This is a genomic window from Pseudomonas sp. PS01298, from assembly GCF_029959745.1.
GTDB classification, from domain to species: domain Bacteria; phylum Pseudomonadota; class Gammaproteobacteria; order Pseudomonadales; family Pseudomonadaceae; genus Aquipseudomonas; species Aquipseudomonas aylmerensis.
This window is the reverse complement of sequence record NZ_JASCPP010000002.1, coordinates 28,248-43,734: the sequence shown is the minus strand read 5'-3', so window position 1 is coordinate 43,734 and position 15,487 is coordinate 28,248. Positions and strand designations below refer to the sequence as shown.

The 15,487-nt window shown below is 62.5% G+C and carries 11 protein-coding genes; 8 read left to right on the top strand and 3 right to left on the bottom strand.

The window, feature by feature from the left end:
* Window positions 1–13 precede the first annotated feature (13 nt).
* On the bottom strand, window positions 14–1,612 hold the full coding sequence (locus QMX97_RS01380; protein ID WP_282395695.1) for a GMC family oxidoreductase N-terminal domain-containing protein: 1,599 nt from the start codon (window positions 1,610–1,612) through the stop codon (window positions 14–16).
* A gap of 222 nt (window positions 1,613–1,834) precedes the next feature.
* On the opposite strand from QMX97_RS01380, the gene QMX97_RS01375 reads away from it, so the two are divergent.
* The 8 genes from QMX97_RS01375 (at window position 1,835) to QMX97_RS01340 (ending at window position 11,867) form a co-directional block, all read left to right on the top strand.
* Window positions 1,835–2,980, top strand: coding sequence for a glycerol dehydrogenase (locus QMX97_RS01375; RefSeq protein ID WP_282395694.1), 1,146 nt, complete (start codon window positions 1,835–1,837; stop codon window positions 2,978–2,980).
* A gap of 43 nt (window positions 2,981–3,023) precedes the next feature.
* Window positions 3,024–4,196 (top strand): iron-containing alcohol dehydrogenase, encoded by a 1,173-nt coding sequence (locus QMX97_RS01370; protein ID WP_201143965.1) that lies wholly within the window; start codon window positions 3,024–3,026, stop codon window positions 4,194–4,196.
* Between the two features lie 124 nt (window positions 4,197–4,320).
* Window positions 4,321–5,598: a carbohydrate porin gene (locus tag QMX97_RS01365; protein ID WP_282395689.1), complete on the top strand. Its 1,278-nt coding sequence runs from the start codon at window positions 4,321–4,323 to the stop codon at window positions 5,596–5,598.
* 30 nt (window positions 5,599–5,628) lie between these two features.
* Window positions 5,629–7,134: an aldehyde dehydrogenase gene (locus QMX97_RS01360; protein ID WP_282395688.1), complete on the top strand. Its 1,506-nt coding sequence runs from the start codon at window positions 5,629–5,631 to the stop codon at window positions 7,132–7,134.
* A 69-nt stretch (window positions 7,135–7,203) separates the two neighbouring features.
* On the top strand, window positions 7,204–8,439 hold the full coding sequence (locus tag QMX97_RS01355) for a sugar ABC transporter substrate-binding protein (protein ID WP_107339022.1): 1,236 nt from the start codon (window positions 7,204–7,206) through the stop codon (window positions 8,437–8,439).
* Between the two features lie 67 nt (window positions 8,440–8,506).
* Entirely contained in the window at window positions 8,507–10,018 is a 1,512-nt protein-coding gene (locus QMX97_RS01350) for a sugar ABC transporter ATP-binding protein (protein ID WP_282395683.1), read from the top strand.
* Window positions 10,011–11,066 carry an ABC transporter permease gene (locus QMX97_RS01345; RefSeq protein WP_120448139.1) on the top strand — a complete coding sequence of 352 codons (1,056 nt, stop codon included), beginning with the start codon at window positions 10,011–10,013 and terminating at the stop codon, window positions 11,064–11,066. The genes QMX97_RS01350 and QMX97_RS01345 overlap by 8 nt, the downstream gene beginning before the upstream one ends.
* A 126-nt stretch (window positions 11,067–11,192) precedes the next feature.
* On the top strand, window positions 11,193–11,867 hold the full coding sequence (locus QMX97_RS01340; RefSeq protein ID WP_226940005.1) for a GntR family transcriptional regulator: 675 nt from the start codon (window positions 11,193–11,195) through the stop codon (window positions 11,865–11,867).
* Here QMX97_RS01340 and QMX97_RS01335 read toward each other — a convergent pair.
* Window positions 11,864–12,850 carry a zinc-binding dehydrogenase gene (locus QMX97_RS01335; RefSeq protein WP_282395731.1) on the bottom strand — a complete coding sequence of 329 codons (987 nt, stop codon included), beginning with the start codon at window positions 12,848–12,850 and terminating at the stop codon, window positions 11,864–11,866. The genes QMX97_RS01340 and QMX97_RS01335 overlap by 4 nt on opposite strands.
* A gap of 199 nt (window positions 12,851–13,049) precedes the next feature.
* A complete protein-coding gene (locus QMX97_RS01330) occupies window positions 13,050–15,287 on the bottom strand; it encodes an ATP-binding protein (RefSeq protein WP_282395678.1) in 2,238 nt (745 codons plus the stop codon).
* Window positions 15,288–15,487: the final 200 nt, after the last annotated feature.

Sequence of the window (15,487 nt, the reverse complement as noted above, 5' to 3'; positions counted from 1 at the left end):
GGATTCCTGTGTTCTAGACGTGGGCCGCAGGCAATGCGCTGCGCCCCAGGATCAGGTCGGCGGCTTTTTCGCCGATCATGATGGACGGTGCATTGGTATTGCCGGAGATCAGGTTGGGCATGATCGAGGCGTCCACTACCCGCAGGTTGCGCAGGCCGTGTACGCGCAATTCCGGGTCGACCACGGCCATGGCGTCATTGCCCATCTTGCAGGTGCCGACCGGGTGGTAGACGGTTTTCGCGCGCTGGTTGATGTAGCTCAGCAGGTCCTCATCGCTGCGCACACTCAAGCCCGGGAATACCTCTTCGTCGGTGTAGGCGCGCATCGCCGGTTGCGCGAGGATTTCCCGCGACAGGTTCAGCCCTTTGATGGCGACACGGCGGTCCTCCGGGTGTGCAAAGTAGCGGGGGTCGATCTGTGGTGGGGTGTCGGCGTGCTTGTCGGCGAGGCGGATTTCGCCTCGGCTAATCGGTCGCAAGACGCAGGTATTGATGGTCGCGCCGGGTTTCTTGATCGCCTCCTGGTCGAGGTCGAAAAACACGATGGGCACAAAATGCATCTGCGCGTTCGGCCGTTCCTGCGGGTTGTCGGTGTTGATGAATGCACAGGCTTCAGTCACGTTCGAACTCACCGGCCCACTGCCGAACATCAGGTACTGCAGGCCGTTTTTCACGGTGTTGAAAGCGTTGTCCTGGCCGTAGTAGCCGTATTTGCCATGGCAATAGGCGATGCTGCCGACTTCGGCATGGTCCTGCAGGTTCTGGCCGACGCCGGGCAACGTGTGCTGCACGGCAATACCATGACGCTCAAGCTCGGCGGCCGGGCCGATACCGGACAGCATCAGCAGCTTGGGCGACTGGATCGCGCCCGCGCTGAGCACCACTTCCTTGCTGCAGCGAGCCTGCACAACCTGGCCCTTGTGACGGTACTCGACACCGACCGCTTGATTGCCTTCGAGCACCACACGCTGCACGGTGGCGTCGGTGATGACTGTCAGGCGCTCGGATTTTTCGGCGGTACGCAGGTACGCCACGGCGGCACTGCAACGGCGATTGTTACGTGCCGTAATCTGGTTGAAGCCGACGCCATTCTGGCGTTCACCGTTGAAGTCTGCGGTAAACGGGATGCCCGCCTGCTGCGCGGCACGCACGAAGCCGCGTGACAATTCACACACCTGCTTGAGGTCCGAAACCCCCAGCGGACCGCCTGTGGCATGAAAGCCGTTATCGAAGCGCTCATTGTCTTCAGCGCGCTTGAAGTAGGGCAGCACTTCGCGAAACGACCAGCCATTGCAGCCAGTGGCAGCCCAGTCGTCGTAGTCCTCGTGCTGGCCGCGAATGTAGATCAACGCATTCACCGAACTGCCGCCGCCGAGCACGCGGCCTTGGGGAAGAATGCGTTTGCGTCCGTCCATGGCCGTCTGCGCCTGTGTCTCATGGCGAGACAGCAGGGGGCTGGAGAGCAATCGGGTAAAACCGGCAGGAATATGAATCAGCGGATGGGTGTCCCGGGGGCCCGCTTCAATCAGCAGGACCGAGGCCCCGGCCTCGATCAAACGACCCGTCAGCGCACAACCCGCAGACCCGCCGCCAATGACAATGTAATCGTGCATGTCGTCTCCGAATAACGTTGTTCTTGTTTTCATGCATCATATATCTTCGATCCCCCCATGCGTCAATCCCTGTCTTTCACGGCGGTTTTTCATTCGAAAAAGCGGTTGGCAGTAAAAAATTAAATATGATATATCATCGATCCGTCGACGGTATTGCTCCTCGACCACGTCCTCAAAGCAATAACAAAAAGCCTCCTTGATGGGGCCAGGATGAACATTGAGATGACCCAGATATTTGCCGCACCTGGTCGTTATATCCAGGGCTACAAAGAACTCGACCGCCTGGCACTGCACGTCGCCTGGTTCGGTCGCCGCCTCATGGTGATCACCACCCAGGGCCGCCTGGACAGCCTGAAGCCAACCCTGGAAAGCAGCTTCGCCAGCACCCGCACCGCGCTTCACTACGGGATTTTTTCCGGCGAAGTGACCCGCCAGGAAATCCAGCGCTTGGCGGTGTTGATGCAGGGGCTTGAGTGCGACGGTGTGATCGGTATCGGCGGTGGCAAAGTGCTCGATGCTGCCAAGGCGCTCGCCAATCAGGCGCGGGTGCCGTTGTGCATCGTGCCGACGGTGGTTTCCAACGACGCGCCTACCAGTTCGCTGTCGGTGCTGTACACCGAAGCCGGCGCGTTTGACGACGTGCTGTTTTTCCAGCGCAGCCCGGATGTGGTGGTGGTCGACACCTGGATCATCGCCCAGGCCCCGGTGCGCCTGCTGGTAGCCGGCATGGGCGATGCGCTGTCGACGTATTTCGAAGCCCGCACCTGTGTTGAAGGCTACCGCGACAACTTTCTCGGCAATGCCGGCGGCGGCATGAAGGAGGGCGGCGGCGGGGCCAAGGCCACGCTGACCTCGATGGCGATTGCCGAGCTGTGCTACCGCGTCCTGCTTGAAGACGGCGTGCAAGCCAAGCGCGCCGCCGAGCAGCGCTGCGTGACCAAGGCATTCAACCGCGTGGTGGAAGCCAACGCCTTGATGAGCGGCATCGGCTTTGAAAGCAATGGCGTCGCCACCGCCCACGCGGTGTATTGCGGTTTCAGTGAGTTGGGCCTCCGCGCCACGATGTACCACGGTGAGTACGTGGCGTTCGGCACGCTGGTGATGCTGGTACTGGAAGGCAAAACCAGCAGTGAACTGGATGCCGTGTTGCGCTTTTGCCTGAGCATTGGTTTGCCGGTGACCTTCGGCGATCTCGGCCTGGCCGATATCACCGCGCAGGAACTCGATGCTGTGGCCCGCACCGCGGCCGACCCGAACCAGACCAGCAACGTCGAGCCCTTCGCCGTGACTGTCGATGAGATGAGAGCTGCGCTGATTGCCGCCAGCGATCTGGGCGAGTTGTACAAATATGGCGGCGCGCTGCGATAAGGCCGGGCCGGTCACACATTCCAATAAGAACAAAGGTGAACTGATGAACGCATTTCAGGCAAGTCTGCCTCTCACCCTGGACTTCGAGGTCGGCGCCATCCGGCGCATGGGCGACAAAGTCGCGCCGTTCGGCACCAAGGTGTTCCTGATGGTCGACCCGTTTCTCGAAGGCAGCGAGTGGGTCGCGCAGGTTACTGCCAGCTTTATCGAGCGCGGTATCGAATATCTCGAGTTCTACGACATCGTGCCCAACCCCCGTCACACCACGATTGATCGCGCGGTCGATCAAGTGCTTCGCGCAGGCTGCGACGTGGTCGTGGCCATGGGTGGCGGCAGTGCGATTGATTCGGCCAAGGCCGTGGCGTTCGTCGCCGTGCACGGTGGCAATTGCTGGGATTACACCGAGCGCCTCGGCGAAGAGGTACGCCGCCCGCAACGCCGTGGCCTGCCGCTGCTGGTGGTGCCGACCACCTCCGGTACTGGCACCGAAGCCACGCCTTTTGCGGTGATCAACAACCCCGAGCTGGGCCTCAAGTGCGCCATCGTCAACCCGTTCATCTACCCTGACGTCGCGTTGATCGACCCGCAGATCCTGGTGTCGAAACCGCCCAAACTCACCGCGCTGACGGCGGTCGATACCTTCTGTCATGCACTCGAAGCCTATATCAGTATCCATTGCACACCCTGGGTGGAAATGGTGGCCTTGCAAGCCATCCGCCTGTTTGCGGCGAATGCCCAGCGCTGCGTGGAGCACGGCACTGACCTGGAGGCACGCGCCAACATGGCATTTGCCTCGACCCTGGGCGGCATGGCTATTGCCGGTGCCGGGGTGACCGTGTCCCATGCCTTGGGCCAGCCCTTGGGCGCAATGACCGACGCGCCCCATGGTGGCACGGTGGCGGCGAGCACCCCGCATGTCATCCGCTGGACCTTGCCGGTCGCCGCCGAAAAGTTTGCCACCGTGGCCGGGATCCTGTGCCCGGAAACCCTGGGCCTGTCGACCAACGAGCGCGCTGAGCGCCTGCCCGTAATCCTCGAACAGCTCTTCACCACCCTGGGGGTCACCGACACCTTTTGCAGCTACGGTTTGCGCCCTGAGCAAGTCGATGAATTTGCCCACACCGTCTGGACCAGTTTCAACCAGGACCTGGCCTGCCACCCTAAGCCGATCAACAACCAGGAGGAGGTCGCCGCCATCGTGAGGATGTGCTTCTAACCGACGTTTCAGTCACACCGCGTTAACGCTGTTGCTTCACCGACCCGTCAGTTGGGTTGGCGGGATTCTGCATGCTCGAAAAACACTAAAACCAACAATAAAAACAGTTTCGGGAACACTGACAATGACCAATAAAACCATCGTTGCCGCAGGACTTCTAAGTGCGTGTGTAGGCCCTGGCGTGTTTGCCGCCAGTTATTCGCCGGACAACTTTCTGCTTGGCGACTGGAACGGTGAACGCACGCGCCTGCATGAACAGGGAGTGGACTTCCAGCTGACGTACGTCAACGAGCTGGCCTACAACACCCAGGGCGGCGACACGCACAAAGGCACCTACAGCGATCAGCTGATGATCGACAGCAACTTCGACCTGCAAAAGCTGCTCGGTTGGCAGGGCGCGAGTTTTCGCATGACCTTCAGCAACCGCAACGGCGAAAGCCTGACGGCCGAGGCGGGCACTCACACCTTGCTGGCCGCCCAGGAAATCTACGGCTACGGCAGCGTCACGCGGCTGGTGCAGTTCTATTACCAGCAGCAACTGCTCGACGACCGACTGGTGGTCAAGCTCGGCCGCTTGCCCATGAGCGGCGATGTGTTCCCGTTTTCCTGCAAGTTCCAGAACCTGACGTTCTGCGGCACGGTGCCGGGCTACATCACCCCCAACTGGTTTACCTGGCCGGTCAGCCAGTGGGGCGCGGCGGTGGAGGGCAAGTTGACCGATGAGCTGACCGTCAACGCCTCGCTGTATCAGGTCAACCCGCGCTTTACCGAGAACGGCCAGGGCCTGAATTTCGGCAGTCCCTCGGGCACTACCGGCTACCTCGCCGTGGGCGAACTGGCCTGGACGCCGAGGCTCAACGGCCTGCCTGGCACCTACCGCGTGGGCGTCTGGCGCAACACCGGTGATTTCAACGACGTGTACCGCGATCTCGATGGCCAGCCGATCGGCCTGACCGGCAACGCCCCCGACCAGCACGATTCAGCCCGCGGCTTCTACGCCATGGTCGACCAACGCGTGTACCAGGACCCGGACAACAGTGCCCGCGGCCTCAATCTGTTTGCCAACTTCATTCAGTCGGACCGCGACGTGTCCTACGTGGAAAACGTCTGGCATGCCGGTGCCTTTATCAGCGGTCCGTTTGCCGCACGCCCGCAGGATGAAATCGGCCTGGCGCTGGGCCGCCTGGAAGTGAATGAAAAATCCGCCAGGCGCATCCGCCAGACCAGTGGCTACACCGTGGCGGCACCGCACACCGAATACCCGATGGAGCTGTACTACGGCGTCAGCGTGACCCCGGCCCTGACACTGCGGCCCAACGTGCAATACGTGGTCAACCCCGGCGGATTGAGCGGGGACAAGAGCGTGGTGGTGTTCGGCCTGAAAACCGAAGTCAGCTTCTAACCCCTTGAACCAGACAGGAGATACAACAGCATGAATACACTCGTGGATATCGCTGCGGTCCAGCAGCGTGTCGCCGCCCTGGACCTGCCAGGCCAGGCCTTCATCAATGGCCGCTTTGTCGATGCACTGAGCGGCGAGACCTTCGCCAATATCTCTCCGCGCAACGGCCAGGTGCTCAATCACGTCGCGTCCTGCCAGGCTGAAGACGTCGACGTTGCCGTCCAGGTGGCGCGCCAGGCGTTCGACAGTGGCGTGTGGTCGCAGCGTCCGCCCAAGGAGCGCAAGAAAGTCATGCTGCGCTTCGCCGCGCTGTTCGAGCAGCACATGACTGAACTGGCCCTGCTCGAAACCCTGGACATGGGCAAGCCGGTCGCGGAAAGCAGTGGTTTTGACGTGCACGCGGTACTCGAATGCCTGCAGTGGTACGCCGAATGCTGTGACAAGGTCTACGACGAAATCGCGCCCTCCGGGCCGGGTGCGCTGGGCATGATCACCCGCGAAGCCATCGGCGTGGTGGCGGCGGTCACGCCCTGGAACTTCCCGATGCTGATGGCCATGTGGAAGGTAGCCCCGGCCCTGGCGATGGGTAATTCGGTGATCCTCAAGCCGGCCGAGCAATCGCCCTTGACCGCGCTGCGCATCGCCGCGCTTGCGGCCGAAGCGGGCATTCCGCCAGGCGTGTTCAACGTGCTGCCGGGTTTCGGCCCTACCGCTGGCCGCGCGCTGGGTCTGCATATGGATGTGGACACGCTGGTGTTCACCGGCTCCGGCGAAGTCGGCAAATTGTTCCTGCAGTACGCGGGGCAATCGAACATGAAGCGGGTCTGGTTGGAGTGCGGCGGCAAGACCCCGAACATCATCCTCAATGACTGCCACGACCTGGAAAAAGCGGCGGCCACCGCCGCGAAATCGATGTTTTTCAACCAGGGTGAAGTCTGCGTAGCGCCTTCGCGGCTGATCGTCGAGACGGGTATCCGTTCCGAATTCGTCGCCGAGGTCCTGAAGGTCGCGCGCGGTATCAGCGTCGGCGACCCTCTCGATCCGGCCACGCAACTGGGCGCCATGGTCGACAAGGCGCAAATGGACCGCGTGCTCGGCTACATCCGCACCGGTGCAGAGGAGGGCGCGCAGATCATCCTCGGCGGTGAACGTGCCGGTGGCGCCCTGGCCGACGGATTCTTCATCCCGCCGACGATCTTCGACAACGTCACCAACGACATGACCATTGCCCGCGAAGAGATCTTCGGGCCGGTCCTGTCGGTGATCACCGCCACGGATCACCTGCACGCGGTGCACATCGCCAATGACTCGCCCTATGGCCTGGCTGCCAGCCTGTGGACCAGCAACCTCAGTCGCGCCCACTCGATGATCCGCGCCCTGCGCGCCGGCAGTGTGTGGGTCAACTGCTTCGACGGCGGCGACATCACCATGCCGTTTGGCGGCTACAAGCAGTCGGGCAACGGTCGCGACCGTTCGCTGCATGCCTTGGACAAGTACTCCGAACTCAAGTCGGCCTGGATCGATTTACAGGCCTGAGCCCACACCACGGCGCTGTCGAGGACGGCGCCGGCATCACCGATCCCATCAGCGCACTGGAGAACAATAATGATGAAGAAGCGTTTGATCACCACCTTCGCCCTGGCGGCCCTTATCGGCAGCCAGGCCTGGGCCGCCGGCAAGCATGAAATCTACAGCTTGATGCCCAATACCGCGCTGTCGGGCGTGATTGACCCCGACATGCCGGATCGCACGGCGATCAACAAGGCATTGCCGTTGAAAAAGAAAGGCGAGCGCCTGCGTATCGGCTGGACCGAGATCACCCTGGGCAATCCCTGGTTCGTGTCGATGCTCGACGACGCGAAAACCATCGCGAAAAAGTACAACTACGATATCGAGCTGCAAGTGGCGGACAGTGACGTCGCCAAACAAAGCGCCCAGGTCGACAACTTCATTACCCTGGGCGTCGACCTGATCGTGATCGATCCCACCGACGTGCTCGGCTCGGTGTCGGATGTGGAACGCGCCGTGGCAGCCGGGATTCCGGTGATTACCGTGGGCACTGCGCCAGATGCCCGGGCTCCGGTAATCACCACCAGCACCGGCAACCCCTACGGCAGTGGTTTCGAGGCGGGCCGCTATGTGATCGCCAAGACCGACCCGGCCAAGGTGATCAACGCCGCCATGGTCATCGGTGTGATGGGCAACTCCACCTCCGAAAGCCGGCTCAACGGCATGATCTCCGGGATTGTCTACGCGCGTTCCGAGGAGCGAAAGCTGGGCCTGTCCAAGGAGGACGCGATGCTCAAGGGCTTCAAGTTGTTCCAGCAGATCAAAGCCAAAGGCAGTTTCAGTTGGCCGGAAGGTGGCTTCAACGTGTTGGCCTGGGGCCGGGGTGACTGGACCGAAGAGGGCGGGCTTGCGGCCACCGAAGACATCCTGGCGTCGCAGGGTGACAAGCTGAACCTGGTGCTGGCGGAAAACGACTTCATTGCCATCGGTGCAATCAACGCCCTGGAAAACGCCGGCAAGAAGGCCCAGGTGACGGTCGCCTCCGGCGCGGGCAACTTCCGTGTGGCGCTGGACTTGATCAAGCAGGGCAAGTTGCTGGTGAGTGCCACCAACAGCGGATCTGAAACCGGCGTGGCTGCGATTGAGCTGATTCACCAGATCCTCGACAAAGGCCTGGATGCCAACAACCTGCCGCTGGCGTCGTATTTCCCGGTCACGCTGATTACTCCGGACAACGTCGACACCTATATCAAGGCTGACAGCCTGCCGCCCTCCACCGACAACGTGCCGCCGTTCCGCTCCATCGAGCAGATCAAGGCGGCCCTCAAGTAACGCCCGCCAAACAGCCCGCGCCAACGGGGGCGGGCTGTTCGGCGACAGTCAATAGAGGGTGAAGAACATGAATGCGATGCACACACCAGCCGTAGAGATGCGCGATATCTCGAAGAAATTCGGTGGCATCAGTGCACTGAGCAACGCTGGGTTTTCGGCACATGCCGGGGAAATCCATGCGTTGATGGGCGAGAACGGCGCGGGCAAGTCGACCCTGATGAAAATCCTTGCCGGGGCCTACGTACGGGATACCGGCACGGTCAGCCTGAATGGTGAACCGGTGGATATCCGCAAGCCGGGCGATGCACTCAAGCTGGGTATCTCGATCATCTACCAGGAGTTTGCCCTGGCCCCGCACCTGTCGGTGGCGGAAAACATCTGCATCGACGACCTGGGCAAGAGCCGTGGTGTTGTGCAGTGGGCTGCGATGCGCAAAAAGGCCCGGACGATTCTGGATGAGCTGGGTTTCAGCGATATCGACGTGCGCCAAGCGGTCGGCAGCTTGCCGGTGGCGTACCAGCAGGCCGTGGAAATCTGCAAGGCGTTGTCGCGCAATTCCTCGGTGCTGGTGTTCGATGAGCCCACCGCCGTGCTGACCTCGCATGAAGCGGAAAAGCTCTTCAAGATCCTCGACGAGCTGCGCCGCAAGGGCGTGTGCATTGTGTACGTGTCGCACCGCATGGATGAGATTTTCCGCATCTGTGACCGCGCGACAGTGCTCAAGGATGGCAAGACCGTCGGCACCCTGGCCCTGGCGGATGTCACCGAGCGCGGGCTGATCGAGATGATGATCGGCCGTGAACTCAGCGACCTGTTCCCGCCGCGCAACGCGCAGATCGGCGAGGTGCTGCTGGAGGTGGATCAGCTGTGTGCCGGGCGGCTGGTGCGCAACGTGAGCTTCAACGTGCGTGCCGGTGAAGTACTGGGCTTCTGCGGCCTGGTGGGGGCAGGGCGCACGGAGACGATGCGCACGATCTTCGGCGCCGACCGCAAGACCTCCGGGACCCTGCGCTTGAATGGGCGCGAACTGCACAACCGCACACCGCGCGAAGCCATCGCCAATGGCATTGGCCTGCTGCCCGAGGACCGCAAGCAGCAGGGCGTGCTGCTGGAAATGTCGATCCGCGTCAATGGCGCGCTGCGCCCCGCCAGCCCCTATACCGGACGCATGGGCTGGATCGCCAGCGGCAGGGAGACCCAGGGCATCGAGGCCCTGCGCAAGCAACTGTCGGTGAAGACGCGTTCCATCGAGCAACGGGTCGGTGACCTGTCGGGTGGCAACCAGCAGAAAGTCGCGCTGATGAAGTGGGTCGATGCGGGTTGCCGCGTGCTGATTCTCGATGAGCCGACACGCGGCGTGGATGTGGGTGCGAAAACCGAAATCTACCGGGTGATCAACGCCCTTGCCGAGCAAGGGGTGGCAATCATCATGGTGTCTTCGGAAATGATCGAAGTGATCGGTATGTGTGACCGCGTCGTGGTCATGCGCGAAGGTGCGATCGCCGGTGAACTGGTGGGTGAGCGCATCAAAGAACAACAGATGATTTGCCTGGCGATGGGAGTCGAGCACCATGAATAACCCTGATTACAAACTGGCCGCGGCCGAACCGCTGCAACACGACAGCCACGCCGATGCCGGGCGTGCGCACCGGCGCTCACTGCAACGCCTGTTTCTTGAGCACAACGCGCTGGTGATGCTGGTACTGCTGGCGATTGTCGCCAGCGTCTTGTCCGCGGATTTTTTCACCTATCAGAACCTCGGCAACCTGTTGCGCCAATTGACGCCGCTGTTGCTGGTGAGCATCGGCATGTTGATCGTGATTCTGACGGCGGGGATCGATTTGTCCGTGGCGTCGGTGGCTGCCGTGGGCGGGATCGTGGTGGCCATGACCCTGAACGTGATGCCGGTCGAAGGGGGACTTGGGCTGCTGCTGGCGGTGACGGTCGCGGTCGCATCCGGCGTCTTGATGGGCTTGGTGACAGGCACGTTTATCGCCTACTTCCGCATGGCACCCTTTATCGCCACGCTGGCGATGATGACGGTAGGGCGCGGCCTGGCCTTTATTTTGTCGAACGGCCAGCCGCAACGGCTGGATGACAAGCTGACCAGTGCCCAGTGGTTGCGCGATTTCGGGCGCCTGGCCGATGGCGTGCTGGGCATTCCCTGGCCCGTGTGGCTGGCGATCCTGGTGACGGTCGTCTTTGCGCTGATCCTGCGTTACAACACCTACGGACGACTGACGATTGCCAGCGGCAGCAACGAAACCGCCGTGCGCCTGGCCGGGATTGCGGTGGAACGCTACAAGTTGGCGGCCTATGGCATCTGTGGTGGGCTGGCGGCATTGGCCGGGGTGGTGATTGCGTCGCGCTCGGGTGTTGCGGCGCCCAGCGCGGGCATGGCGCTGGAGCTCGATGCAATTGCGGCGTGCGTCATCGGCGGTGCGCTGCTGAGCGGCGGCAAAGGCACGATTTTCTACACTGTGGTCGGCGTGCTGGTGCTGGGGCTGATCGGCAATATCATGAATCTGCTGAGTGTACCGGCCTACCCACAGCAGATTATCAAGGGGGCAATTATCGTGATTGCCGTGCTGTTGCAGGGCGTAGGACGGCGCGACGCACGGATTTGAAGGACGCGCCTGCCGGAGTGGCAGGGGTAAAATGATGATGTATGATGCGTGATCTGCGCCCCTGCCGCAGGCGTCGAGGCCTGCCGGGCGCACGTCATCGACCATGGAGATCGAGTAACAGTGACCGTGCATAAGCCCATTGATAAAGGCAACTTGAGTGAGCGGGTGTATTCCATTATTCGCACGGCGTTGATGGACGGCCAATACCAGCCCGGCGATCGCCTGCGCATCAGCACCCTGGCCGAAGAGTTCGGGGTCTCGATCACGCCAGTGCGCGAGGCGATCTTCCGGCTGGTCAGCGACCATGCGCTGGACATGAAGGCCGCGACGTCCATCTACGTGCCGGAGTTGTCGGTCAGCCAGCTCAGGGAAATCCAGTTGATCCGTCATCTGCTTGAGGGTGAGGCCGCCGGTGCCGCCGCGCAGCGTATTACCGTGCCGGAACTGATCAAGCTTGAAGGTATCCAGGATGCGTTTCAGAAGGCGGTCTCGGTCGACCATCGGCAGGCGGCATTGCTCAACCGCGAGTTTCACTTCGGCCTGATCAGCGCGGCGCGCATGCCTGTGGTGTCCAAGACCCTGGAGAACATGTGGGTCATCATGGGGCCGCTGCTCAGCCGCTTCCACGCGGAAGTGCCGAAATTGGAACTGGCGAGCGCCCAGCATAAGCACTTTGAAGTGCTTGAAGGCCTGCGCACGCGCGACTCGGGCAAAGCCAAGGCCGCGCTGCAGGCCGATATCGCCTGGGGAGAGTTGATGATCGAGTGGTTGGAGAAGAAGGAAAGCCTGGCCGAGGTTTAGTCGGCGAGGCGCGCTACCCATTTGCCACTGCTGGAGCCTTGCTTGAGGGCACGAAGCGCTTGCGGCAGCTCATGGAAGTCGAAGACCTGCTGTCCAGATAACCGCAGTTTGCCGTTCAGGACCGCGTCGAGGAGCCGTTCGCCGTGTTGGCGCAAGGCCTGCCGATCACTCAGGCTGGCGTAGGCGTGAAAGCTGTTGAGCGCCACCTCGTGCAGTGAAATCGCAGTGCTGAAAGCCGGCAATGGCGCGCTTTCCTGGCGGTCCTGGATGCACACCAGGTGCCCGTTGTAGCCGAGCAGGGGCGCGAGTGTGGCTGCATGCGCACCGCTCACGGTGTCGAACACGGCGTCTAGGCGCCGTTCGCCCAGGGCTGACTGAAGTGCCTGCTGCCAGCCGGCGTCGCGGTAATCGAATACACCGACCACGCCCAATGCCTTCAGGTGGGCATGATGAGCCGTGCTCGCCGTGGCCCACACACGCAACCCACGCTGTACCGCCAACTGCGCCAACAGCAGGCCCACCGCACCGCCCGCGCCGACCACCAACACCTCGCCGGCACTGCCCGGAATCTTTTCCAGCGCCTGCCAGGCCGTCAAGCCGGGGCAGGGCAGTGAGGCCGCCCAGGCATCATCGAGGGCCGCCGGCACGGTCATCACCGTCGCCGCATCGAGTATGCAGAACTCGGCAAAACTGCCGTCGCGATCCAGCGACTGATGGTAGGCCACGCGCGTACCTGGTTTGATCGGCACTCCGGCACCGCTTGCAACCACCACGCCCATGCCATCCACGCCCGGCACATGTCCGGTTTTCCACGCCGCATGACCCCACTCGATGATCTTCCAGTCCACCGGGTTCAAGGCGATGGCACGATTGGCGATGAGCACCTCACCCGGTCCGGGCTGATCCAGGCTTTTGCGGACCAGCTGCAAACCGTCGATCCCTGCACCTGCAGTCCAGGACCAGGCAGCGAAATCTGTCTTCATCATCAGTGTTTATCCCTAAGGCGAGAGTCGCGCAGTATCACCTGGGACGCGCTGGCGATAAATGTGCCTTCTGGAATGAGTGTTGTGAGAAAGAATCAACAATCATCAAGGCGCGGGGCTGATCCTCCCGCGTGTGCAGCGGGGAGATGTGCTGACGTCGGCCACAGTAACCTGTGGGGCCGGCGACATCGCGTGATGCTCACGACTCGATCAACTCCCGCACCCGCGCCGTCAACGTGTCCAGCGCAAACGGCTTGGTCAGTATCTGCATGCCAGGCCCCAAGCGCGTGTCGCCAATGATGGCGCCTTCGGCGTAGCCGGTGATGAACAGGGTTTTCAGCGCGGGCCGTACTTCGCGGCCGGCGTCGGCCATCTGGCGTCCGTTCATGCCGCCGGGCAGGCCGACGTCGGTGATGAGCAGGTCTATGTGCACGTCGGAGCGCAGGATCTTGAGTCCGGTAATGCTGTCACTCGCTTCGATCAGGCTGTAGTCGAGGCCGCCGAGTACATCCATCAACAGCGTGCGCACACTGGGTTCATCGTCGACGATCAGGATGGTCTCGCCGTACTCCGCCGGTGCGGCACTGGTACTGTCCTGCTCGGGCGTGGGCTCAATGGTCTGTCCATAATAACGTGGCAGGTAAAGGCTGATGGCGGTGCCGCGCCCGACCTCGGAGGCAATGCGCGCCTGCCCGCCGGACTGTTTGGCGAACCCATAGATCATCGACAGCCCGAGGCCCGTGCCCTGGCCGATGGGTTTGGTGGTGAAGAACGGGTCGAACGCCTTGGCCATGACATCGGGTGTCATCCCGGTACCGGTGTCGGTGACCGTCAGCGTCAGATATTCCCCTGCGCTCAGGTCTTGGGCGCTGGCAGTGGCAGCGTCCACCCGCACATTGGCGGTCTCGATGCTGATGCGCCCGCCATCGGGCATGGCGTCGCGGGCGTTGATGCACAGGTTGAGCAGGGCGTTTTCCAGCTGGCTGGCATCCACCAGCGTCGGCCATACGCCACTGGCGCCGAGGGTTTCCACGCTGATGCTGGGACCCACGGTGCGCTGGATCAGCTCGCCCATGTCGTCCATCAGCAGATTCACATCGGTGGGCCGTGGGTCCAGGGTCTGCCGGCGCGAGAAGGCGAGCAGACGGTGGGTCAGCGCCGCCGCGCGCTTGGCCGCACCCTGGGCGGTGGTGATGTACTTGTCGACTTCCGCCCAGCGACCCTGTGCGATGCGCAGCACCGTCAGTTCGAGTGCGCCGGAGATCCCCGCCAGCAAGTTGTTGAAGTCATGGGCGAGGCCGCCGGTCAGTTGGCCCACGGCTTCCATTTTCTGCGACTGGCGCAGTTTTTCCTCGGCCTGGATCAGCTCGACGGTGCGCTCGGCCACGCGTTGCTCGAGGGTTTCGTTGAGGGCGCGCAGTGCGGCGGTCGCGCGGTCGCGCTCGGCCTCCACGGAGCGCCGGCCCTCGACGTCGATGACCACGCCCGGCAAGGTCAAGGGTGTGCCATCTTCGGCAAGTTCGACCCGGCCGTTGGCCTCGATCCAATAGTATTTGCCGTCGGCGCGAAGCACGCGGTACTGGTGCGCGTAGGCGCCGCCACGGGCAATCGCGGCATTGATGGCGGTGGTCAGCCCGTCGCGGTCTTCCGGGTGCACCGAGGTGATCACCTGCGCCAGGCTCAGGCCTTCATGGCCCAGGGCCGGGTCCACGCCAAAGGCGCGGGCGAACGCGTCGTCGATGGTGAAGCGGTCGCTGGGCAGGTCCCAATGCCAGGTGCCGATGATCGCACCGGCGGCCAGCGCCAGTTGCACGCGCTCGACGTTTTGCCGCGCCACTGCTTCGCTGATGCGCAGGCGCTCCTGCGCGTTGCGCCGCTCGGTGACGTCACTGAAGATAATCGCGATCTGCCGGTCGGCCGGGTCGCCGACACGCACCGCGCGTACGTCGAACCAGCGCTTGAACGCTTCAGCGTAGCTTTCGAAAGTGGCTGGCTCGCCGGTCTTGGCCACGTGCCCGTAGGTCTCGAACCAGAAACTTTCCAGGTCGGGGGCGAACTCGGTGACCCACTTGCCGCGCAGGTCGACCCCGGCCTGGCGCTCGAACGCCGGGTTGGCCTCGACAAACCGGTAGTCGATCGGCCGATCATCGGCATCGAACTTGACCTTGACGATGGCAAACGCCGACTCGACCGTCTCCAGGATGGTGCGAAATCGCTCTTCGCTCTGGCGCAATGCGACGTGCGCGGAGCGCATGTTCGACATGTCGAGCAGCGCCTGGTGATAGCGTGCCTGGGTGTCTTCGAAGGAATACGGCGGTACATCTTCGCTGCGCGCGCCTGACATGGGGTCGACGCCCGCCTCTGTCAGCAGGGCACGCAGGCGCAGGACTTGCGCCTCCAGCTCTTCACGAGTCAGGTCTTTCACTGCTGTTTCCATCGATGTGTGAGAGGGAGCAACCAAGCCGCTAAGACCCGCGCGCCCGCCAGAGGGTTCAATCAGGGGGGAGAGGGGCTTTGCGAGCAGTAAAGCCGGCTTTTCGGGGGCTGGCTACTTTTTCAGCGCGGCGCGCGAAGCGTCCTAGTCGCATTTTGTTACGAACCAATGACCGCTAAAGGCCACATTGAGACGGTAAATGG